This is a genomic window from Herbiconiux sp. SALV-R1 (assembly GCF_013113715.1).
Lineage (GTDB): Bacteria > Actinomycetota > Actinomycetes > Actinomycetales > Microbacteriaceae > Herbiconiux.
The window spans coordinates 3,821,716-3,843,791 of the sequence record NZ_CP053344.1 but is presented as its reverse complement, the minus strand read 5'-3'; the positions used below and the strand labels follow the sequence as shown (position 1 = coordinate 3,843,791).

At 70.1% G+C, this 22,076-nt stretch carries 19 protein-coding genes; 9 read left to right on the top strand and 10 right to left on the bottom strand.

Annotation, left to right across the window (positions count from 1 at the left end; all coding sequences use genetic code 11):
• The first annotated feature begins 72 nt into the window (after positions 1–72).
• Genes HL652_RS18345 through HL652_RS18330 form a run of 4 tightly spaced genes read left to right on the top strand, consistent with a single transcriptional unit; the run spans position 73 to position 2,799 of the window.
• Positions 73–507, top strand: a complete 435-nt coding sequence (locus HL652_RS18345) for a heat shock protein transcriptional repressor HspR (RefSeq protein ID WP_171706647.1) — start codon at positions 73–75, stop codon at positions 505–507.
• 31 nt (positions 508–538) lie between these two features.
• The gene (locus tag HL652_RS18340) at positions 539–1,135 is read left to right on the top strand and encodes a hypothetical protein (protein ID WP_171706646.1); all 597 of its coding nucleotides are present in this window, start codon (positions 539–541) and stop codon (positions 1,133–1,135) included.
• Positions 1,132–1,644, top strand: a complete 513-nt coding sequence (locus tag HL652_RS18335; RefSeq protein ID WP_171706645.1) for a hypothetical protein — start codon at positions 1,132–1,134, stop codon at positions 1,642–1,644. The genes HL652_RS18340 and HL652_RS18335 overlap by 4 nt, the downstream gene beginning before the upstream one ends.
• 3 nt (positions 1,645–1,647) lie before the next feature.
• Positions 1,648–2,799: a class I SAM-dependent methyltransferase gene (locus HL652_RS18330; protein WP_171706644.1), complete on the top strand. Its 1,152-nt coding sequence runs from the start codon at positions 1,648–1,650 to the stop codon at positions 2,797–2,799.
• Here the strand turns inward: HL652_RS18330 and mptB (HL652_RS18325) are convergent.
• On the bottom strand, positions 2,771–4,333 hold the full coding sequence (gene mptB / locus HL652_RS18325) for a polyprenol phosphomannose-dependent alpha 1,6 mannosyltransferase MptB (protein ID WP_171706643.1): 1,563 nt from the start codon (positions 4,331–4,333) through the stop codon (positions 2,771–2,773). The genes HL652_RS18330 and mptB (HL652_RS18325) overlap by 29 nt on opposite strands.
• Positions 4,334–4,406: 73 nt before the next feature.
• Positions 4,407–5,930, bottom strand: a complete 1,524-nt coding sequence (gene mptB, locus HL652_RS18320) for a polyprenol phosphomannose-dependent alpha 1,6 mannosyltransferase MptB (protein ID WP_171706642.1) — start codon at positions 5,928–5,930, stop codon at positions 4,407–4,409.
• Positions 5,931–6,175: 245 nt separating this feature from the next.
• Between mptB (HL652_RS18320) and HL652_RS18315 the strand changes: the two genes are divergently transcribed.
• From HL652_RS18315 to HL652_RS18305, 3 genes are all read left to right on the top strand, one after another.
• Entirely contained in the window at positions 6,176–8,218 is a 2,043-nt protein-coding gene (locus tag HL652_RS18315; protein WP_171706641.1) for a S1 family peptidase, read from the top strand.
• Positions 8,219–8,379: 161 nt separating this feature from the next.
• Positions 8,380–10,563 (top strand): ATP-dependent Clp protease ATP-binding subunit, encoded by a 2,184-nt coding sequence (locus HL652_RS18310; protein WP_171706640.1) that lies wholly within the window; start codon positions 8,380–8,382, stop codon positions 10,561–10,563.
• Between the two features lie 132 nt (positions 10,564–10,695).
• Entirely contained in the window at positions 10,696–12,705 is a 2,010-nt protein-coding gene (locus tag HL652_RS18305) for a cell wall-binding repeat-containing protein (protein WP_171706639.1), read from the top strand.
• Between the two features lie 48 nt (positions 12,706–12,753).
• Here the strand turns inward: HL652_RS18305 and HL652_RS18300 are convergent, their stop codons facing one another.
• The 3 genes from HL652_RS18300 to HL652_RS18290 all read right to left on the bottom strand — a co-directional run bounded on the left by HL652_RS18300 (position 12,754) and on the right by HL652_RS18290 (position 14,654).
• Complete coding sequence (locus HL652_RS18300) at positions 12,754–13,359, bottom strand: nitroreductase family protein (RefSeq protein WP_171706638.1); 606 nt, start codon at positions 13,357–13,359, stop codon at positions 12,754–12,756.
• Between the two features lie 102 nt (positions 13,360–13,461).
• On the bottom strand, positions 13,462–14,241 hold the full coding sequence (locus HL652_RS18295) for a DedA family protein (protein ID WP_253743439.1): 780 nt from the start codon (positions 14,239–14,241) through the stop codon (positions 13,462–13,464).
• A gap of 95 nt (positions 14,242–14,336) precedes the next feature.
• Positions 14,337–14,654 carry a hypothetical protein gene (locus HL652_RS18290; protein ID WP_171706637.1) on the bottom strand — a complete coding sequence of 106 codons (318 nt, stop codon included), beginning with the start codon at positions 14,652–14,654 and terminating at the stop codon, positions 14,337–14,339.
• 60 nt (positions 14,655–14,714) lie between these two features.
• On the opposite strand from HL652_RS18290, the gene HL652_RS18285 reads away from it, so the two are divergent.
• Positions 14,715–15,155 carry a hypothetical protein gene (locus HL652_RS18285; protein WP_171706636.1) on the top strand — a complete coding sequence of 147 codons (441 nt, stop codon included), beginning with the start codon at positions 14,715–14,717 and terminating at the stop codon, positions 15,153–15,155.
• Between the two features lie 21 nt (positions 15,156–15,176).
• Here HL652_RS18285 and HL652_RS18280 read toward each other — a convergent pair whose 3' ends face one another.
• Both HL652_RS18280 and HL652_RS18275 read right to left on the bottom strand, forming a co-directional pair.
• On the bottom strand, positions 15,177–15,473 hold the full coding sequence (locus tag HL652_RS18280) for a metal-sensitive transcriptional regulator (RefSeq protein WP_171706635.1): 297 nt from the start codon (positions 15,471–15,473) through the stop codon (positions 15,177–15,179).
• Positions 15,470–17,611, bottom strand: a complete 2,142-nt coding sequence (locus tag HL652_RS18275; RefSeq protein WP_171706634.1) for a heavy metal translocating P-type ATPase — start codon at positions 17,609–17,611, stop codon at positions 15,470–15,472. The genes HL652_RS18280 and HL652_RS18275 overlap by 4 nt, the downstream gene beginning before the upstream one ends.
• Before the next feature lie 76 nt (positions 17,612–17,687).
• Between HL652_RS18275 and HL652_RS18270 the strand changes: the two genes are divergently transcribed.
• Positions 17,688–18,269, top strand: a complete 582-nt coding sequence (locus HL652_RS18270) for a hypothetical protein (protein WP_253743437.1) — start codon at positions 17,688–17,690, stop codon at positions 18,267–18,269.
• 242 nt (positions 18,270–18,511) lie between these two features.
• On the opposite strand, the gene HL652_RS18265 is transcribed toward HL652_RS18270, so the two are convergent.
• From HL652_RS18265 to HL652_RS18255, 3 genes are all read right to left on the bottom strand, one after another.
• Entirely contained in the window at positions 18,512–19,585 is a 1,074-nt protein-coding gene (locus tag HL652_RS18265; RefSeq protein WP_171706633.1) for a threonine aldolase family protein, read from the bottom strand.
• Positions 19,586–19,770: 185 nt separating this feature from the next.
• On the bottom strand, positions 19,771–21,060 hold the full coding sequence (locus HL652_RS18260; RefSeq protein ID WP_171706632.1) for an ABC transporter permease: 1,290 nt from the start codon (positions 21,058–21,060) through the stop codon (positions 19,771–19,773).
• Positions 21,057–21,953: an ABC transporter ATP-binding protein gene (locus tag HL652_RS18255; RefSeq protein WP_171707442.1), complete on the bottom strand. Its 897-nt coding sequence runs from the start codon at positions 21,951–21,953 to the stop codon at positions 21,057–21,059. The genes HL652_RS18260 and HL652_RS18255 overlap by 4 nt, the downstream gene beginning before the upstream one ends.
• Positions 21,954–22,076: the final 123 nt, after the last annotated feature.

The window sequence follows — 22,076 nt, the reverse complement described above, 5'->3', positions numbered from 1 at the left end:
GGGCCGGCCCCCGGCATCCGTCACCACCCCCACCGTCACAACGAAGGCACCGAACCCCGCTGGGAGGCGGACATGAGGGACGAGGTCGACGAGAACTCGCCGCTGTTCGCGATCGCCGTGGCGGCCGAGCTCGCGGGCATGCACCCGCAGACCCTCCGTCAGTACGATCGCATCGGCCTGGTGAGCCCCACCCGCACGGCGGGCAAGTCGCGACGCTATTCGATGCGCGACGTGGTGCAGCTGCGCGAGGTGGCGCGGCTGTCGTCGGAGGGGGTGTCGCTCGAGGGCATCGCGCGCATCCTTCAGCTCGAGAACCAGGTGGCCGGGCTCACCGCCCGCGTGCGCGAGCTGGAATCAGCGCTCGCCGAAGAGGTGCTCAACCGCCCAGGCCGTCGTGTGTTCGCCGCCGGTGTGGAGGGCGAGGTCATCTCGCTCAAGCACGGAACGCGCACGCAGCGGCGCACCGAGCTCGTGGTGTGGCAGCCGCGCGACCGCGACGGGCGTTGACTCCCGCGCCTCCTGCCGTCATCCTTATGGGGTGACGAATCCTCAACTCGAGCCGACGGCTGCACCTCCCGCTGCGGATGCTGCACCGGCTGCGGCTGCGGCTGCTACCGAGCCTGCCGCTCGGGCTGTCGTCCTCGGCCCTGCGGCGAGGCGGCGCGCCCGCCTCGCGGGCCTAGTGCTTGGCGCCCTGCTGTCGATGCCGTCGCTCGCCGTGGGTGCCGTGCTCGTAACCGCCTACGAGCAATCGCGCCAGGCCGTGTTCGACTGGCCGGTGTTCCTCGTCGCCGCCCTCGCGCTCGCCGGAGCGCTCTGGCTGCCGTGGCTGATGCTCCGTCGAGTGCCCGGTCTCGCGAGGCCGTGGGCGACGGTGGCGAGCTCGTTCGGTGTCGTGCTGGCGTGCGCGCTCGTCATCGACCTCGTCATCGGCACCGCCGCCTCTGTGTCATACGCCCTCACCATCGTCTTCCTCTGGAGCGGCGACTTCCTCGTCCCCATCGTGCTCCTCGCCTGCGTCGTCACCCTCCTCCTCACCCTCGCCGTCTCCCTTCCCGTCCTCCCCGCCTTCGCCCGCTCCTTCCTCCGCCGCGCGTTCACCTCCCCGCAGCCCGCCCCGCCGCCGGCGGCATGACCGGCGACGGCCCGCCCCCGCGTCCTGCTTCCGACACGGAGCGAAGCATCCGGGGCCTTCTCGGCGGCGCAGCGCTCCTGGGCCTCGGCTCCGGGAGCGCCCTCGGCGGCGTAGCGCTGTCGACGGCCGATATCATCCCCCCTGTCGCCGGTGCGATCGCCTGCGGGGTGGCGGTGGTGGCGTCGGCCCTCGGGGTGGTGGTCGCGGTCGTGACCCTTCGACGTGCCCGGGCGGAGCACGTCGGGCTGATCGCGGGAGCGGCAGTCGTGCTGTCGTTCCTCGTCGCGGGAATCGCTTCGGCGATGGCGTCAGCTGTCTTCGTGGTGGTCTGGGTGGCCCTCATGCCCCTGCGCGTCGACCTCACGAACCCGCTCTTCGTCGCCGCGACCGTCTGGGCCGTGGCGCTGTCGTCGGGAGGGATGGCCGTCGCGGCGGCGGGGTGTGCCCGAGGGCTGAGCCGTCGGCGGGCTGCCGGCGGGGAGGCGACGGGGCCGAACCGGTACGGTTGAGGGGTGGGTGAGTTCTCGTTCGACGCGTTGCGGCGTGCGCCCGATGTCGAGGCCGACAACCTGTTCGCTGCCGACGCCGCCGACCGGCTGCTGCTCGACGAGGCCGCCGAAGCGCTTGAGGCCACCGCCGACCAGCCAGGCAGCGTCACCGTCATCGGCGACGACTACGGGGCCATCACGCTCGCCGCCGCCGCGGTGCTCGGGCTCGACGGCATCCGGGTGCATCAAGATCCGCTCGCCGGGGAACGCGCGCTCGCCGTGAACGCCGGCCGCTTCGGCGACCCTCGCCTCGCCGACCGCTTCACCTCGCTGCCACTCGGCCGAGAACTGCTCGACGGGGCGACCGTCGTGCTCCTCCGCCTTCCCCGCAGCCTCGCGCAGCTCGACGAGATCGCCCGTGCGATCGCAAGCTGGGCCGCGCCCGAGGTCGTCGTCTACGCCACCGGTCGCCTCAAGCACATGACCGCCGCCATGAACGACGTGCTCGGCGGGAGCTTCGGCGAGGTGCGCGCCACGCTCGCCCGGCAGAAGTCGCGAGTGCTCGTGGCGTCGCACCCGCGAACGGATGCTTCTCCCGCACCCCTCAGGCGGGAGTTCCACGACGACCTCGGGCTGTGGGTGTGCGCGAGCGGTGGCGTGTTCGCCGGCACCGGCATCGACATCGGCACCCGCCTGCTGCTCGAGCACCTCGACGGGGTGGGCCAGGGCCGGCGGGCGAGCGCCGAAGGGCCTCTGGCGATCGACCTCGGCTGCGGCACCGGCGTGCTCGCGGCGTCGCTCGCCCGGTCACAGCCCGAGCTGCGGGTCGTCGCGACCGACCAATCGGCAGCCGCCGTCCTCTCCGCCGCCGCGACCCTCGAGGTCAACGACATCACGGCAGAGGTGGTGCGTGACGATGCGCTGAGCGGCTTCGACGACGCGAGCGCAGGCATCGTGCTGCTCAACCCGCCCTTCCACGTCGGCTCGACGGTGCACGCCGGCATCGCCCTCAAGCTCTTCGAGGCCGCCGGCCGCGTGCTCGCCCCCGGCGGCGAGCTCTGGACCGTCTACAACTCCCACCTCGCCTACCGCCCCGCGCTCCTGCGCACCATCGGCCCCACCCGTCAGGTCGCCCGCAACCCGAAGTTCACCCTGACGGTGTCGACGAAGCGCTGATCCCGGTGACGCGCGCCGGCGCGTCCTGAAGCTGAGGGGGCGGCCGTCCTCGCGAGCTGAAACGGCGCCGGAGGGCCACCTCGTAGAGCGCCACCACGACGAGCAGACCACCGACGGCGATCGCCGTCACGGGAACGAAGATCGCCGGGTCGCCCGTGAGCCGAGGGATGAGGTCGGTCGGCTCCCACATTCCGATGAGGAGCAGGAAGGCGCTCGCCACGACGATCAGCCGGAGCATCCACGCACGGCGTACACCGGCGACCGCGATCAGGCAGATGAGCCAGAACCCATACCAGGGATGGATGGCGGGCGACACGAGCAACAGCAGGGCGAAGGCTCCGGCGAGCAGCTCCACGGGATCGCGCCTCCTGCCCGCCACGAAGAGCAGGGCCACGGCGAGGGCCCCGATCGCGAGCACCACGACACCGATGGCCGAACCTGCCGCCCGCGGGTCTCCGCCGAACCCCGCGGCCAGCAGCCCCGCCGCCTGAGACAGCAGACGCGCAGGGGCGTACCACGAGCCGCCGCCGAGAGGGGTGGCGAGCGCGCCGATCCATCCCGCACCCACGCCCATGGCGACCCCGAGCAGCACCACGGCTCCGAGCACCAGAGCAGCGGATGCCGCCCACCGACCGATGACCTTCCACCACGACGCTCCCTGGCCCGCCCAGATGAGCCCGATCACCGGGATGGCGACCGCCGCGATCGGCTTCACGCCTACCGCGAGAGCGAGCAGGGCCAAGGCGAGCGCCGGACGACGCTCGACGGCCTGCAGCACCGCCGTCAGCACCAGACCGATCATCACCGCATCGTTGTGGCCGGCCAGCACGATGGTGGTGAGGGCGAGCGGATTCGCGACCACCAGCCAGAGCACCTTGCCGGGGTCGAGCCCGCGCACGACGGCCAGCCGGTACGCCGCCCACCCGACGAGCACCAGGCCGCCGGCCGAGATCAGCCGATAGGCGAGGAGGCCCGTCTCGACGGGCATGCCGGCGGTGGCCTGGGTCACGAGACCCTCCAGGCCGAGATAGACGGGCCCGTACGGGGTCGGCGCGGTGGCCCATCGTCCGTCTGCTCCCAGCTCGGCCCAGTCGGGGAGGACGGCGACGCCCGTGGCGTAGGGATTGAAACCGGCGGCGATCAGCCTGCCCTGGGCGAGGTAGGAGAAAAGATCGCGACTGAACAGGGGCAGGGCCACCATCAGCGGCAGCCCCCAGGCGGTCGCGCTCACCACGACGTGGCGGAGCGTCGACTCTCCGCGCCGAGCCACGCTCGCGGGCGTGGCCCGGCCGTTGCCCGGGCGCAGGGCGAGCCCGAGGCTGAGCCAGGCCGCCACGAGAAGCACCGCGCCCAGCGCGACGGCGACGGCGGAGCACACGACGGCGGTCCGGCTCTGCCGGATCAGAGCGATCACGGGCACGGCGTCGACCCCCGAGGCCGGGGCCGTCCAGCCGACGCCGAACGACCCCGCCGCGATGAGCAGTGAGCCGACGACGCCGAGGGCGATCCTCAGTCGCGGCGGCAGCGGGGGCACGCGTCTGTCTTATCATCTCCGCAGCTGCAGCGAGGGGAGTACTTCCTCCTCTGCGCGCCGCGGCGGCCGAGAATCAGGCGCGCAGCGACAGTGTGCGCAGCACCAGCCCGGCCGCTCGGCGCCGCACCAGGAGCTCGGTCGACACGAGGATGGCGGCGACACCGAGCAGGGCCGCGCCGATGACGACCACCTCGATGCGCGCATCCGCATCGATCCGGGGGATCATGTCGAGCGGTTCGGCGAGACCGATCAGCACGAAGAAGGTCGTGGCATAGACGACGGTACGGATGCTCCACAGCCGCTGCCGCCCCGCGATGGCCAGGAGGGTGAGCAGCCACAGGGCGTACCAGGGGTGGATGACCGGCGACAGCAGCACGATCGCCGCGAAGCAGCCGAGCAGAAGCCACAGCGGATCGGCGTCGCGCTTGCGCAGCATGAGGTAGATGGCGGCGGTGCACCCGACCGCCAGCAGGGCGAGCTTCACGACCTCCTGCACCAGGGCGCCGTCGAGACCGACACCGTTCGCCAGGCCGCCGAGACTCATGCCGATGATGTTCGCGGGGGCGTACCACGACGACACGGCGGTGGGCGTGGCGAGCGCGCTGATCCAGCCGACTCCGACGCCGATACCCCAGCCGAGCACCACGACGAAACCGATGGCGATCGCCGCCACGGCGAGCCAGCGACGGATGACCACACCCCAACCGGCCCGACGGCCCGCCCAGATGAGGCCGATGATGGGCAGCGCGATGAGCGCGATCGGCTTGACGCCGATAGCGATGCCGATGAACACGGCGCCGAGCACCGGGCGGTCGCGGAGGGCGTAGTAGACGCCGCCGACGATGAAGCCGAGCATGAGCGAGTCGTTGTGCCCGGCGACGACGAAGTTCATGAGCACGAGCGGGCTCGCCGCGACGATCCACAGCACCCCCGCCTCGTCGAGCCCGCGCAGACGGGCGATGCGCCAGGCGTAGTAGGCGAGCATGGCGAGGCCGAACACGGCCAGCAGCCGGAAGGTGAACACGGCGACCTCGGTGGGCAGCGCATCCGTCGCCATCACGACGACCCGCTCGAGCCACACGAACACCGGGCCGTAGGGGGTCTGTGCGTCGGCCCAGAGCGGGTCGACGCCGATGCCGTACCAGCCGGGCAGCGACGCCATGCCGTCGGAGTAGGGGTTGAGCCCCGCCGCCATGAGGCGGCCCTGGCCGACGTAGGCGAACATGTCACGGCTGAACAGGGGAAGCGTGAAGACGAGGGGCGCGGCCCAGACCGCCGCCGAGGTGACCACCTGCACCAGCCGCACGCGCTCGTGCTCGCGGCGTTCGGCGGTGCTGAGACGGTCACGACCGCCGGCGCGGCGGAGCAGGGACACCCCCAGCGTGAGCCAGGCGAACAGCAGGGCGAGAGTGCCGGCGACCATGAGCACGCCGCCGACGACGACGGCGCCACGGGAATTGCGGAGGAACTCCAGGAGGGCGAGATCGTGGAGGGTCGATGCAGGACCGACCCACCCGACCGCATAGGAGCCGGCGAGGATGCTCACCGAGCCTGCGAGACCGAGCGCCAGACGCGCTCGCGGGGGGATGACCTGCACGATCTGTTCTTACCATGACGGGTTGAACGTCACCCGAACGCGGTCGGATCAGGGGTTTTTCGAGGTGCAGCGCCGGCTCTATGCCACACGATCGAAACTTAGGCAAATCTACGAGATTTCTGGCAATACCCCTAGTCAGGGGGCTACTTTCATGCCTACCTTGTATGCACGGGGGATCTGTTCCATGACGAGTGGAGATAGCGGTATGCCCCCGGAGCCATCACCGGATCTAGGGATATACATCTATGACTTGGAAGAAGAGACTCGCGTATCTCGCGGTCGGAACACTCGCCACCGCCGGACTCACAGGAACATTCGGCGCCACCGCCTTCGCTGCAGGCGACGACAGGGTCGCACCCACGACCGGCCCGGAGTTCACTGCACTCGCGCAGGCGCTGCTCGACGATGAGAACGTGCAGAGCGTCTCGAAGAATGCCGATGGCAAAGTCGTCCTCGCCTATACGGGCAGCGCCGACGGCCTTTCTGCCAGCACGCAGGCCTTTCTGAAGGACACTAAGAACGTAGCCGACCCCATCGTGCTCGCTGCTCCGCTCGAGGCGTACGACACCAACGACGTCGTCGGCGGCGCCGGCTACGTGTCGTTCGCGAGCCCCGAGCCCGGCGAAGGCGGCCTCTGCTCCGTCGGCTACGCCGGCTGGAGCCCGGAGGGTGCCCCCGCCATCATCTCGGCCGGTCACTGCACCAGCGACGACGCCTACACCTACAGCTACCTGACGCTCCCCTCGGGTGACCCCGCAGGCGGCGGCGCGAAGGACAACTCCGACGTGGTGATCGGCGACGCGCTGGGTCGTGTCGCGTTCTCGCAGTACGGTGGCCCCGGCAACTCGAACGGCGCCGACGGCGACGTCAACAGCGTCGACATCGCCGCGATCAACGTCGTGAACGAAGACCTCGACCCGCTGGCCGAGGTCACCGACTGGACCACCGCGGCCAGCGAAGACCTCTCCCTCTCCACCGTGCCCGTGCGCTCGGTCGGCGAGGCAGTCGCCGACGCCCCCATCACGAAGAGCGGCCGCACCACCGGTTCGACCAGTGGCACCGTCGTCGTCATCGACGGCTGGGCCAAGGTCTCGAACCGCTACGTCTACGGCTTCGGCTCGCTGCTGACCTCCGCCGAGGGTGACTCGGGCGGATCGATGATCCAGGGCGACACCGCAGTGGGCGTGCTCTCCGGTGGCGGCGAGACCGCTCAGGGCCAGCCGTTCGTCTGGGGTGCCAACCTCGAGGCGGGCCTCGCGCTGACCGGTGGCTACACCGTCGCGCTCTTCATCGACACCCCCACCCTGACGGCCCCCGGCGACGGCGGCGACGTCTACAGCGGTGGCAGCATCCAGGGCAAGGCTCCTGCGGGCACGACCCTCGTCGTGACCCAGGGTTCGGGCGACCCGTTCACCGTTCCGGTCAATGGCTCGGGTGACTGGTCAATCGTCGCTCCGGGTGCCGAGGGCACCTACGACTACACGATCCGTGCCGAGCGGGGCTTCGACAGCTCCGCCGCCACGGACTTCACCGTGAACGTCGTTCCCACCCCGATCACCGCTCCGACCTTCACGTCGCCCGCCAACGGCTCGCGCGTCGAGACCGAGGTCACCACCCTCTCCGGCAAGGGCGAGCCCGGTGCGAGCCTCGAGCTGACCGGTGACGTCGAGGCGACCACCACGGTCGGCGAAGACGGCGCCTGGAGCGTCGACGTCGAGCTCGGCTACGGCAAGTACACCGTCACCGCGGTTCAGACGCGTCAGAGCAGCGACGCTGCCCGCGCCTCGGCCGACCCGAACGTGTCCGACCCCACCACGGTGAAGTTCGACGTGGTTCCGGTTGCTCCGAAGATCACCGACCCCAAGTCGGGCTCCTCGTTCACCGAGGGCAGCGGCCCCACCACCATCAGCGGAACCGGCATCAACGGTGCCACCGTCGAGGTGTGGCTGAACGGTGCATCGGCCGGTAAGGCCACCGTCGCCGACGGCAAGTGGTCGGTCAAGCTCGGCGGCCAGATCGCCGCGGGTGCCATCACGATCGAGGCCACCCAGACGATCGAGGGCGCGGTCAGCAACAAGGCCGACTCCTCCATCACCATCGTCGCCGCGAACAACGGCGGCGGCGGCAACGGCGGCAACGGCGGCTCGGGCAACGGATCGGGTGAGCTCGCCTCGACCGGTGCCGACGCCACCCTGCCGCTCGCGGGAGGCAGCATCGCGCTGATCCTCGCAGCCGGCGCCCTGCTGCTCGTCGTGCGTCGTCGTGAGGCGGCCCGTCAGAACAGCTGACACCAGCAATGACCCCGAGGGGCGGTGACCGGATGACGGTCGCCGCCCCTTCGGCGTTTCTGCGGGTCGCATGGTCGCAGACTCTGGTGCCGCAGCATCCGCTCTGCTAAACTTGAGTCATATACACTCAAGTTTGAAACACAGGAGGACGGACCACAGAGATGGCGACCAACCAGGGCACCCCGAACGGCGACGAGCAGAAGAGCGCTCTCGAGCAGTACGGCGTCAACCTGACGGAGATCGCGGCGAGTGGCAAGCTCGACCCGGTCATCGGCCGAGACGCCGAGATCCGCCGCGTCAGTCAGGTGCTGACCCGGCGCACGAAGAACAACCCGGTGCTCATCGGCGAGCCCGGCGTCGGCAAGACCGCGGTCGTCGAGGGGCTCGCGCAGCGCATCGTGGCCGGCGACGTCGCCGACTCGCTGAAGGGCAAGCAGCTGGTGTCGCTCGACCTGGCGGCCCTCGTCGCCGGCGCGAAGTACCGCGGCGAGTTCGAGGAGCGGCTGAAGGCCGTGCTCAAGGAGATCAACGACGCCGACGGCGAGATCATCACCTTCATCGACGAGCTGCACACCCTCATGGGCGCGGGCGGCGGTGAGGGGTCGGTCGCGGCGTCGAACATGCTGAAGCCGATGCTGGCGCGCGGTGAGCTGCGCCTGATCGGCGCCACCACCCTCGACGAGTACCGCGAGTTCATCGAGAAAGACGCCGCCATGGAGCGCCGCTTCCAGCAGGTGTTCGTGGGCGAGCCGTCGGTCGAAGACACCGTCGCGATCCTGCGCGGCCTTAAGGAGCGCTACGAGGCGCACCATAAGGTGTCGATCGCCGACTCCGCCCTGGTGGCCGCCGCATCCCTGTCGAACCGGTACATTCCGGGGCGTCAGCTGCCCGACAAGGCCATCGACCTCATCGACGAGGCGGCGTCGCGACTGCGCATGGAGATCGACTCCGCGCCCGTCGAGATCGACGAGCTGCGGCGCGGTGTCGATCGGCTGAAGCTCGAGGAGCTCGCGCTGAAGAAGGAGAAGGACGACGCGTCGAAGGAGCGGCTCGCCGCCCTGCGCGCGACCCTCGCCGAGCGCACCGCCACGCTCGAGGCGCTGCAGGAGCGGTGGGACCGCGAGCGTGCCGCCCTCAACCGGGTCGGTGAGCTCAAGGAGAAGCTCGACAGCGCTCGCATGCGGGCCGAGCGCGCACAGCGAGAGGGCAACCTCGAGCTGGCGTCGCGGCTGCTGTACGGCGAGATCCCGGTGCTCGAGCGGTCGCTGGCGTCGGCCGAGCAGGCCGAGGTCGACGCCGAGGGTGGGGAGCGCATGGTCAACGACCAGGTGGGTTCCGACGACATCGCGGCGGTCATCGCGGCGTGGACGGGCATCCCGGTCGACCGCCTCACCCAGGGCGAGACCGAGAAGCTGCTGAACCTCGAGGCCGAGCTCGGCCGACGGCTCATCGGCCAGAAGGATGCGGTGAAGGCCGTCGCCGACGCCGTGCGCCGGTCGCGCGCGGGCATCGCCGACGAAGATCGGCCCACGGGTTCGTTCCTGTTCCTCGGCCCGACCGGTGTCGGCAAGACCGAGCTGGCGAAGGCCCTCGCCGAGTTCCTGTTCGACGACGAGAAGGCGCTGGTGCGCATCGACATGTCGGAGTACGGCGAGAAGCACTCGGTGGCGCGGCTGCTGGGCGCCCCTCCCGGGTACATCGGGTATGAGCAGGGCGGGCAGCTCACCGAGGCGGTGCGGCGTCGGCCGTACTCGGTCATCCTGCTCGACGAGGTCGAGAAGGCGCACCCCGAGGTGTTCGACGTGCTGCTGCAGGTGCTCGACGACGGCAGGCTCACCGATGGGCAGGTCCGCACCGTCGACTTCCGCAACACCATCCTCATCCTCACCTCGAACCTCGGATCGCAGTTCCTCGTCGACCCGACGCTCTCGCCCTCCGACGCGGAGGCGCTCGTGCAGGCGGCGGTGCGGCAGGCCTTCAAGCCGGAGTTCGTGAACCGCCTCGACGACATCGTCGTGTTCCAGGCCCTCTCCGCCGACGACCTGGCGCAGATCGTGTCGCTCTACGTCGACCGCCTCTCGCGCCGCCTGTCGTCGCGCCGTCTGACGCTCGCGGTGACTCCGGATGCGCGCACCTGGTTGGCCTCCCACGGCTACGACCCCATCTACGGTGCCCGCCCCCTCCGCCGCCTCATGCAGCACGAGATCGACGACCGCCTCGCCACCGCCCTCCTCTCAGGCGCCGTGCGCGACGGCGACACCGTGCGCGTCGACGTCACCCCCTCGGGCGAGGAGCTGATGGTCGTGGCCGCGCCCGTGGGGTCGGTGGTGCCCGAAGGAGCGTAGCTCGCAACCCGGCGGAATGGTGTGCTGCCGGCGAGTCAGCGTGAGGGTGAGTAGGAAGTGCTCATGCCAGCTCACGCCTGATGCGCTGGAGACTTGACCGGCCTCCCCTCCGGGGGGCCGGAAGGAGTCGTCATGCTGAAACCGGCCAGCGGCGGAACAGCGCTCGTGCGTCGCCCAAGTTCTGTGGCGGTCATGATGGCGGCAATCGCCCTCGTGACGAGTTCGACGATCGGCATCGGCACCGCGGCCGCCGCGCGTGCCGCAGAGGCGCCCGGAGGGACTGAGCACGCTACGGAGCCGCTCAATTCTGAGGCCGATGAGTCCGTCGCTCGATTAGGGCCGATCGACCCGGGATCCCGCGTCGCCGAATTCCCCCTGCCCGACAGCGCCTCCCTCCCCAGCGACCTGGAGGCCGGGCCGGACGGAACGGTGTGGGTGGCGCTCTTCGGACTTCGGCAGGTCGTGCGTGTGGCCATCTCGGGCGAGGTGGTGGAGACCGTGTCGCTCAACTCGGCGCCCACCCAGTTCAGCCCTGACGGCACCGGCGGGGTTTGGGTCACGGAGATCTCCGGCCGACTCACTCATGTCATGTCGGGGAAGGCCGCGGTCGAATACACGGTACCCACCGTCGGTGCGGGTCTCGCCGAGACCGCCGTGCTCGGCGACTATGTCTTCTTCGCCGAAGCTGATGCGCAGCAGCTCGGGCGCCTCGACTGGCGAACGGGGGAGATCAAGGAATTCCCCATTCCGGGTGCGGTCTCACCGTGGGGTGTCGGCGCGTTCGGCGACGCGGTCTGGGTCACCGACTCGGGCTGCGACACGATCTGGGCCTTCGGGGCCGACGGAAAGCTGCGTCAGTCGTTCACCGGCCAGACCGGACTGCGCGGTGTTCAGCTCATCAAGCCTGAGGTCGGCGATGTGGTGGCGGGCCGCATCCTGAGGGAGACCCGGATCGACTCCTTCACTCTTTCGCCCGACGGGCGTTTGCACACCAAGTCCTTGACGGGAGAGAACGGAGACCTCACCGGTCAGGTCGTCAGACGTGACGGGGGCGTCTGGTTCGTCGATCGGGAGGCCAACACGATCGTCCTGTCCGCGGTCCCCGCTGGCGCCTCGTACTCCGTGCCGACGCGCGGAACGCAGCTGACGGGGATGGCTCTCGCGGGTGGACGATACCTCTGGTCGGCCGAGCGGAGGAGCGGGCGCTTGGTACGTCTCGACACCACGGTCGCCATTGACGCCGACCGTATCGCCGGTACGGATCGCTTCGAGACCGCGGTCGCCATCGCGCGCCGGGGCGAGGCGACCTCGTCGGGATCGGCGTTCCTGGTCAACGGGGACAAATTCCCCGATGCGCTCGCTGTCAGCGCGATCGCGAACTACACCAACACTCCCATCCTGCTGACGCACGCCGGAGCGCTGCCCGATTCGACGAGGCGAGAACTCACCCGCATGAACCCGAAGTCGGTGACGATCGTGGGAGGGGAGAGCTCGGTGTCGCCCGCCGTCGAGGCGCTCGTGCGATCCGAACTCCCCTCGACAAAGGTGGATCGAGTTTCCGGGGCCGATCGGTACGCGGTTTCGAGGGCGCTGGTCGAGCGATACGCGGCGGGTGCCGGCAGGCCTCTCTTCGTCGCCAACGCGAGCAACTTTCCCGACGCTCTGTCTGCGGGTCCTGCCGCAGGGCGCCTCGGCGGCGCACTGCTGCTGATCGACGGGAGCAAGACGGTTCTCACCCCGGAGGAGAGGAGTCTCGTGCAGAAGTACGGTGGCACCGACGTGCGGATCGTGGGAGGGCGGCTCTCCGTGAGGCCCGAGATCGAGGCCGCGCTACGCGGTCTGACGGCGTCCATCACGCGCTACGACGGAGTGGACAGATACGCCGTCTCGACCGCGGTGAACGCCTCTGGCGTCATCCCGGGAGGAACCCCGCTCGTAGCGAGCGGGGCATCATTCCCCGACGCACTGGCCGCTGCCTCGATCGCCAACGGCTGGAGAACGGGACTGTTCCTCGTTCATCCGGACTGCATCCCCGATGCGGACCTGACTCTCTTGGCTCAGGCGGAGAGCCCGGCGATTGTGGTCATCGGGGGTGAGGCGACTCTGAGTAAGTCGGTCGAGGAGATCGCCTCCTGCCCGTGAGGGCTGCGTTCGACGCATCGTGCGCGGGCCCCGGGGTCACTCAGTCGGTCACTCACTCACGAGGAGGAGGTCGTCGAGGGGGAGGCGGGTGCGGGGGGCGGACTCGCGGGCGATGAGGGTGTCGTCGGGGAGGGCTTCGGCGGGGGCGAGGGTGCCGAGGGCGGTGACGGTGAGGGGCTTGAGTGACTCGGGGAGGTCGAAGGCCTGAGAGATGGATGCGGCGACGAAGCCGCCCATCTGGTGCACGTGGAGGCCGTCGGCGTGAGCCTGGAAGGAGAGGTGGGCGAGGGCCTGGCCCAGGTCGTACTCGGCCCACGGGCGCGGCTTGCCCTCGGCGTCGACGGTCTCGGCGATGCCGACGATGAGCACGGCGGCGTTGGTGGCCCACACCGAGTTGAAGCCCATGAGCGAGGCGGCGACCTTCTCGAAGGCCTCCGAGCCGCGGCGGGCGACGATGAAGCGGGCGGGCTGCGTGTTCGCCGCCGACGGGGCCCAGCGGGCGGCTTCGAGGGCGGCGGTGAGGAGGCTCTCGTCGACGGTCTCCGAGGCCTGGAACGAGCGAGGGCTCCAGCGGGTCGCGAGCGTCTCGTGAATGGGCGCCGAGGTCTCGGCGACGCGGTGCGCGGCTGCGGAAGCGGGGGCGGTGATGGTCATGATCGTGTCCTTCGGAATAACGGCGGCGCTGCACTCCATCGGGCAGTGATCGGCAATCGGACTGCGGTCCGATTGACACCCACAACCGTACGGCCGACCCCGCTATTCCCGCGCCGTGCGGCGCGCCGCGTCGGTCTCTCCGCGACGGTGCTTGCGCATCCGGCCGATCACGAACCACGCGATCGCCCCCACGACCGCGGCGATCACGACGTACTGCAAGATCTCGGCGTACTGCTCCACCACGTGCCACTGCTCACCCAGCCAGAACCCGGCGAGGATGAAGATCGTGTTCCAAATGAGGCTCCCCGCGGCGGTGAGCAGAAGGAACTTCCACAACGTCATCCGCTCGATGCCCGCCGGGATGGAGATGAAGCTCCGGAACAGCGGCAGCATGCGCCCGAAGAACACCGCCTTCGGCCCGTGCCGCTGGAACCACTCCTCCGTGCGGTCGACGTCATGCACGTCGACGAGGGGGAGTCTGCGGGCGATGGCGCGCATCCGGTCTCGCCCGAGCCAGGCGCCGAGACCGTAGAGCGCGAGCGCGCCGAGCACGGAGCCGAGCGTGCAGAACACGATCGCGGCGACGAGGTTCAGGTCGCCCCGGCTGGCCGCGAAGCCGGCGAGCGGCAGAACGACCTCGCTCGGAATCGGCGGAAAGAGGTTCTCGGCGAAGACCGCGAGCCCCGCCCCCGGTGCCCCGAGCACCTCCATCAGCCCGACCGCGGCATCGCCGATGAACCCGAGACTCTCCTCCGAGCCGCCCGTCTCATCACCGGCGGCCGCCGCGACGGGGCCGGTGCCGGCGTCTGCCGCCGCGGGGGCTCCGGATGCCGTGGCCGGGTCGATGAGGAAGGGATTCGGGTCGGCGAAGGCCAGGCTCATACCGACAACAGTAGAGGCCCCTCCTGGCAAGGCTCTGGGCGGCAGTGCGCAGCTACCCCGAGCGCCTCCGCATGATCCGAAGGGCATCCAGGCGGCTATTCGCGGCCAGCAGTTTGACAATTCCGGACGTCGAAACCCGGCCCCAGCTCGCGACGCGCCGCGTCGACGAGAGCCGCCACCGCCATATCGAATGTCGTGCGTTCGTCGTCGCTCCACGGCCCTGGGTCGGGCGGGTAATCCCAATTCAATGACGTGTCGTACCAAAGAGACAGTCGAGCGCACTCGGCACGCACGGCCGAAGACAGTGGTAACTCATTTAGACCGATGTGGCTGATGCCATTTACTGCGTGACCGCGACGGTACCAGAAGGGTGAGACCGTGGCCCATTCGAACCAGACATCGAGGTCGGTCATACATCCCCTTAGTGAGAATCGCTCGACTAATATAGCATGTGATCAGGGAAGGAGGAGGAAGTGCGACGTGCTCGTGGAATCGGACTGGCCGTATTGTTGATAGCAACCCTGTCGTGCGCGGGCTGCGGCACCGACCGCGGCTTCGATGATCAGGTCATCGCTGTTCTCCAAGACACCGGCAGGTCTCGGTTGACGATCCGAGAACTAGGCGCGCCAGCGGGAGGCGAGTTCCTGGTGGTCTGTCCCTACGAGACGGCAGACTCCGTCGAACAGCGCCTAGGGTTTGTCTGGTCCGATGCTCCGGATCTTCGCGAGACGGATGCGCTGCAGGCCCTGATCACGCTAGATGAAGACCATGACGTCGCCTCTTTCACGACGTTTTCGCGGTCGAGAGTTGACTTCTGCTCCGAGGGTCGAATGTGGAACCTCGTGCCGAACGAAGAGGAATTGGAGGTCGTTGACTCGTCGACGACCCTAGAGGTGCTCCTACCTCCGCAGTGAGTTCGCAGTCCGCGCCGAGCGCTACGACTTCACGAGGCGGGCGATGGCGGCGGAGGCCTCGCGCAGCTTCTCCTCGGCGACGGGGCCGCCCTCGGCCACGGCCTCGACGACGCAGTGATTGAGGTGCTCGTCGAGGAGGCCGAGCGCGACCGACTCGAGAGCACTCGTCATCGCCGAGATCTGGGTGAGGATGTCGATGCAGTACTTCTCCTCGTCGACCATGTTCTGGATGCCCCGCGCCTGCCCCTCGATGCGCTTGAGGCGTTTCAGGTACGCGTCTTTGTTCGAGATGTAGCCGTGGTGCGCGTGTTCGGTCATGAAGAGATTCTCCCTGGTGCGAGGTCGAGCCGGCGCAGCAGCTGGGCGTTCAGCGCCACGATGATCGTCGAGAGCGACATCAGCAGGACACCCACCGCCATCGGCAGCACGAACCCCACGGGTGCCAGCACACCGGCGGCGAGGGGCACCGAGAGCAGGTTGTACCCCGCGGCCCACCAGAGGTTCTGGGTCATCTTGCGGTAGCTCGCCTTCGACAGGGTGATCACCGAGAGCACCGATCGCGGATCGTCGCTGGCGAGGATGACGCCGGCCGATGCGATGGCCACGTCGGTTCCCGCACCGATCGCGATGCCCACGTCGGCCCGGGCGAGTGACGGCGCATCGTTCACCCCGTCGCCCACCATCGCCACCACCCGCCCCTCGGACTGGAGCTCGGCGACGGTGCTCGACTTGTCTTCGGGTCGCACCCCGGCGAACACCCGCGTGATGCCGAGCTCGCGGGCGACGGCCTGCGCCACCGGCTCGGCGTCGCCCGTGATCATCACCACGTCGACGCCCCTCGCCAGGAGGCCAGCGACGGCCTGGCGAGACTCGGGTCGCACCTCGTCGGCGAGTGCGATCGATCCGACGGGCTCGCCGTCGCGCAGCACATGCAGCACGGTCGCGGCCGCGGCGGGCTCGTCCGCGCCGGGGCGGGCAGGGCGGGCAGCGCCCGCCTCGCCGGCACCGACGGATGCGCGCTGCAGCAACCGAGGGCCACCCACCTCGACCCTCGCACCGCCCACGACCGCCGACACGCCCACACCGGGCGACGACTCGAAGGCGCTCGCCGCAGCGACGGCGAGGCCGCGCATCCGTGCCTCGTCGACGATCGAGCGGGCGAGCGGATGCTCGCTCGACGCCTCGGCCGCCGCCGCCAGCGCCAGCACCTCGTCGGCGTCGACTCCGGCGGCAGGCCGCACCTCGACCACCGCGGGCCGGCCGAGCGTGAGGGTACCGGTCTTGTCGAACAGCACGGTGTCGACGCGGCGCATCGTCTCGAGCGCGAGCCGGTCTTTCAGGAGGATTCCCGCGCGGGCGGCGCGCTCGGTCGAGATCGACACGACGAGCGGGATGGCGAGCCCGAGGGCGTGCGGGCAGGCGATGACGAGCACCGTGATGGTGCGGATGACCGCGTCGTCGGGGCTGCCGACGAGCGTCCAGACGACGGCGGTCACGATCGCGGCGCCGAGCGCGAACCAGAACAGCCACGCGGCGGCTCGGTCGGCGAGGCGCTGCGCGCGTGAGCTCGAGTTCTGCGCGTCGGCCACCAGGCGACGGATGCCCGCGAGCGCGGTGTCGTCGCCCGTCGCCGTGACGCGGATGCGCAGGGCGCTGTCGGTCGCGACGGTTCCGGCGACGACCTGGTCGCCCGGGCCGCGGGTGACGGGCCGCGACTCGCCGGTGACCATCGACTCGTCGAGCGAGGCGGTTCCGTCGACGATCTCGCCGTCGGCGGGCACCCGGCCCCCGGGGCGCACGATGACGAGGTCGCCGACGCGGAGTTCGGCGGGGGAGACGGCGACCGGATGAGCGTCGGTGCCCACCGCATCCGTCGCGCCGTCGAGGCGTTCGGCCTGGTCGGGGAGCAGCGCGGCGAGGGAGTCGAGGGCGGAGGTGGTCTGGGCGAGGGAGCGCATCTCGATCCAGTGGCCGAGCAGCATGATGACGATGAGGAGGGCGAGCTCCCACCAGAAGTCGAGCTCGTGGTCGAGGAGGCCGAGGGTGGCGCCCCAGCTCGCCACGAAGGCGACGCTGATGGCGAGGGCGATGAGCAGCATCATGCCGGGGCGCCGGGCGCGCAGCTCGTCGAGGCCGCCCGAGAGGAAGGGGCGGCCGCCGAGGAGGAACATGACGGTGCCGAGGGTGGGGGAGATCCAGGGGACGAGGCCGTCGGAGGGGAGGGTGTAGCCGAGGATCATCGCGAACATGGGGCTGAAGGCCACCACCGGCACCGCCACCACGAGCATCACCCAGAACAGGCGCCGGAAGACGGCGACGTGACCCGAGTGGTCGTGGCCTGCGTGATCGGCGTGGCCGCCGTGGCCGCCGTGATCATGGCCCGGGTGCCCTGCGTGGTCGTGGCCCGGGTGCCCTGCGTGGTCGTGGCCTGCGTGGTCGTGATCGCTGTGTGCCATGGCCCGAGACTATACCCCCAGGGGGTACTCCACAATGCGCTCACGGCGAACCTCGTCGCGGTGATACCGTGAGCGCGTGACGGAGCACGAGACTCACGCCGAGGCGACGGAGAGCGCCGCGTCGCGCGCCACGAACCGCGCCCGGGTGACGGGGGTCATCGTCGTGGGCATGAGCGTCGCGGTGTGGTGGCCGGCGTTCACGCTCGGGGCCTGGGGTGACTTCTTCTTCGACCAGATGCTCACCGTCTGGGCGGCCTCGACAGGTGCGCTCTTCGTGGTGCTGCTGCAGCTGCGGGGGAGGGCGCGCATCCTGAGGGCACTCGCCCTGCTCATCCCGAGTCTCTGGCTCGCGCTGTCGTTCGTGCCGGTGCCGAACGACGAAGACGTGTTCGCGTGGGCGGTGACGCTGCTCGGCATCCTGGTGGGGCTGCTCGCCGTGCCGACCACCATCTGGGTGCTCGCCCGCATCATCTGGCCCGAGTTCGGCGACGAGATCTCCTGGCCGCGCCGCCTCGTCGTGATCGGGGCAGTCGCACTGATCGCGCTGGCGAGCTTCCTGCTGGGCGTCAACCAGTCGAAGTTCCTCACCTGCGAGGAGTTCACCATCAGCGGCAACTCGCAGCCCCCGGGCTGCACCCCCGAGTCCGAGCTGGAATGACCCGCCCCGCGCATGTTGGTCGCGCAAACTGTCCCTAACGCTCGCGAAAAGAGCACTTTGCGCGACTAAGAGAGCGCGCGGGGCGAGGAGTGGGATGGGAGAGCGCACGAGCCGCGTGCCCTGGTCGCGCAAACTGCTCGTAAGGTGCGCGAAAAGAGCACTTTGCGCGACTAATGGCCCGCAGGCACGCGAGGGTGCGCAGCGCGGGCAGCGCGGGCAGCGCGGGCAGCGCGGGCAGCGCGCTACGCGCGCTCGAGCTCGCGCCGCAGCGCGGCGGCGAACGCGTCGATGTCGTCGGGGGTGGTGTCGAACGCGCACATCCAGCGCACCTCGCGCGTCGCGGGGTTCCAGTCGTAGAAGCGGAAGCTCTCGCGCAAGCGATCGGCGACCCCGGGCGGCAGCGTCGCGAACACCGCGTTCGCCTGGGTCTCCTGCGTGAACTCCAGCCCGGGCAGCCCGTCGACCGCCGCGCGCAGCCGTGCCGCCATCGCGTTCGCGTGCGACGCCGACCGCAGCCAGAGGTCGCCGCCGTACAGCGCGATGAGCTGCGCCGACACGAACCGCATCTTCGACGCCAGCTGCATGTCGAGCTTGCGCAGGAACGGGATGCCCGTCACCGCCTCCGGCGACAGCACCACGACCGCCTCGCCGTAGAGCAGCCCGTTCTTGGTGCCGCCGAGGGAGACCACATCGACCCCCGCATCCGTCGTGAACTCGCGGAGCGAGACGCCGAGCGACGCGGCGGCGTTCGAGATGCGCGATCCGTCGAGGTGCACGGTCATGCCGAGCGAGTGCGCGTGCGACGTGATGGCCGTGATCTCGTCGATCGTGTACGCCGTACCGAGCTCGGTGGTCTGGGTGATCGACACGGTGAGCGGCTGCGCCCGGTGCTCGTCGCCCCAGCCCCACGCCTCCACGTCGATGAGCTCGGGGGTGAGCTTGCCGTCGGGCGTCGGCACCGTGAGCAGCTTGAGTCCGGCGACCCGTTCGGGCGCCGCGTTCTCGTCGGTGTGGATGTGCGCCGTCGTCGAGCACACCACCGCACCCCAGCGCGGCAGCATCGCTTGCAGCGACACCACGTTCGCACCCGTGCCGTTGAAGACGGGGAACGCCTCGGCCTGCTCGCCGAACTGCCGCCGCACCACGTTCTGCAGTTCGGCCGTGTACACGTCTTCGCCGTAGGCGATCTGGTGGCCGCCGTTCGCCGCGGCGATCGCCTCCAGCACCTCGGGGTGCGCCCCCGCGTAGTTGTCGGAGGCGAAGCCCCGGTACGAGCGGTCGTGCAGCGGTTGCGGTGAGGTGGGCGTCTCGGTCACCGTTCAAGTCTCTCTCACCGGCGCCGCGCATCCGGCGACCGCCTCGTGCGCGATCGGCGCCGCAGCAACCCGAAGTTGCGTGCGACGCCAATTTCGCGCCCGAGCAGGCCCGGGGCCGTGCGGTCCGGGCCGGCCCGCGGCCGCGTGTCGCCCGAGCCGGCGGGGCCGAGCGGATGCTCCTCCCGTCAGCCCCTCAACGCCTCGAGCAGCTTCACCCGCGCCCCGGTGCGCAGCAGCGAGTTCGCGTAGATGCGCGAGCCGATCACCACGACCACCGCCGTGGTGGCGAGCAGGATGACGAGCGACACGAGCGGCTCCCACCACGCCGCGTCGCCGAGGAACAGCCGCAGCGGCATACCGATGGGCGCCGAGAACGGCACGTACGACATGATGCCCATCACCAGCTCGTTGGAGTTGAAGAAGATGACAAGGAAGTACGGGATCATCACGAGCATCGTCACCGGCGAGGTGACCGAGGCGACGTCCTCCTGCCGCGACACCAGGGCGGCGGTGGCGGCGAAGAGGGCCGCGATGAGCACGAAGCCGAAGACGAAGAACACGACGAACCAGGCGATGGCCGGGCCGAGGAGGCCGAGCAGCCCCGACTGCCCCGTGATGGTGAGGCCGAGCGCCGAGATCGCGGCGATGATGGCGATCTGCCCGAACGCGAGGATGCTGTTGCCCACCACCTTGCCGGCCATGAGCTCCCGCGCCGAGATCGTCGACAGCAGGATCTCGACCACCCGCGTCTGCTTCTCCTCCACCACGCTCTGCGCGATGGTGGTGCCGAAGGTCACCGCCGACATGAAGAACACCACGCCGAAGGCGATGCCGATGATGTAGGTGATGAACCAGTCGGCGTCGTCGCTCGGGTCGAGCAGCACCACCTGCGGCGACGCGCTCAGCAGCTGCACCAGGGAGGTGGGGGCGGAGTCGAGGGCGACGATGTCGTAGTCGAGGGTGGCGGATGCGGGGGTGCCGCTCGGCGAGTCGGTTCCGGATGCGGTGGTGCCGGGTTCTGCATCCGTTCCGTTCGCTGCCGTGCCGGCCGCCGCATCCGTGCCACCGGCCGCCGACAGGGTGCCGCCCTTCACGCTGCCCGCGGGGACCACCGCCGCCTCCACGGTGCCGTCTTCGACGAGTGCCGCCGCCGCCTCAGGGGAGTCGGCGGTCGTCACGTCGAGCGCGCCGGAGGCCGCTGCCGCTTCGGTGACCGAGGCAGTGCTGCTCACGACGGCGACCTTCGTGGCGGAGACGGTGGCGCTGAAGATGCCCCCGATGACGATGGAGGCGAGGATCGCGAGCATGAGGATGCCCGTCGAGACGAGGAACGCCTTGCTGCGCAGGCGCATCGAGATCTCGCGCTGCGCGACCAGCCAGGTGCCCTGGGCGATGGACGGCTGCTTCGGGCGGCCGGCCCGCGGGTCACGGGGCGTCGGGGCGTCGGCGGAACGGGTGGGAGTGGCGGTGCTCATTTCACGACCTCCTTGAAGATCTGGGCGAGGCTCGGCTGAACGGGGGTGAAGCGGGCGACGGGGCCCGAGGCGATGGCGCGGGAGAGCACCTGCTGGGCGACTGCGCGACCCGCGTCGCCGCGTTCGACCTCGAACAGGGCATAGCTGCCGTCGAGGTCGACGACGGTCACGCCGGGCACCTCCCTCACCCAGCCGGCGTCGCCGGCGAGGTCGATCTCGTAGCGAGGTTCGGAGTGCTCGTCGCGCAGGGAGTCGCGGGATCCGCTGGCGCGGATGGTGCCGCCCGCGATCACCACGAGGTCGTCGCACAGCCGCTCGACGATGTCGAGCTGGTGCGAGGAGAACAGCACGGGGGCGCCGCTCGCGGCGTGCTCGGCGAGCACCGCCTGCACGGTCTCGACCGCCATCGGGTCGAGCCCCGAGAACGGCTCGTCGAGCACGAGCACGCTCGGGTCGTGCACGAGCGCGGCCGCGATCTGGGCGCGCTGCTGGTTGCCGAGCGAGAGGCTCTCGACGGTGTCGTTCGCGCGCTCGCCGAGGCCGAGGCGCTCGAGCAGGTCGTGGGTGCTGGCCTTGGCGGCCGTGGCGCTCATCCCGTGCAGCTTGCCGAGGTAGACGATCTGCTCGGCCACCTTCATCTTCGGGTAGAGGCCGCGTTCTTCGGGCATGTAGCCGAACAGGGCGCGGTCGGCGGGCGTGAGGCGGGTGCCGTCGAGGCTCACCGAGCCGGTGTCGCTCGAGAGCACCCCGAGGATGATGCGCATGGTCGTCGTCTTGCCGGCGCCGTTGCCGCCGACGAAGCCCGTCATGCGGCCGTCGCCGACCGAGAAGCTGACGCCGTCGAGCACCTTGCGGGCGCCGAAGCTGCGGGAGATGTCTGCGACCTCGAGCACGGTGACCCCTTTCTGTTCGTGTGTCTCCACGCTAGGAGGGGAAGCGGATGCGGTCATCCGTCGCGAGGGGGGCTGCGGGTCCGCCGCGCGGGTGAACGCGTGGGCGGGGTGGTGTGGGCGGGC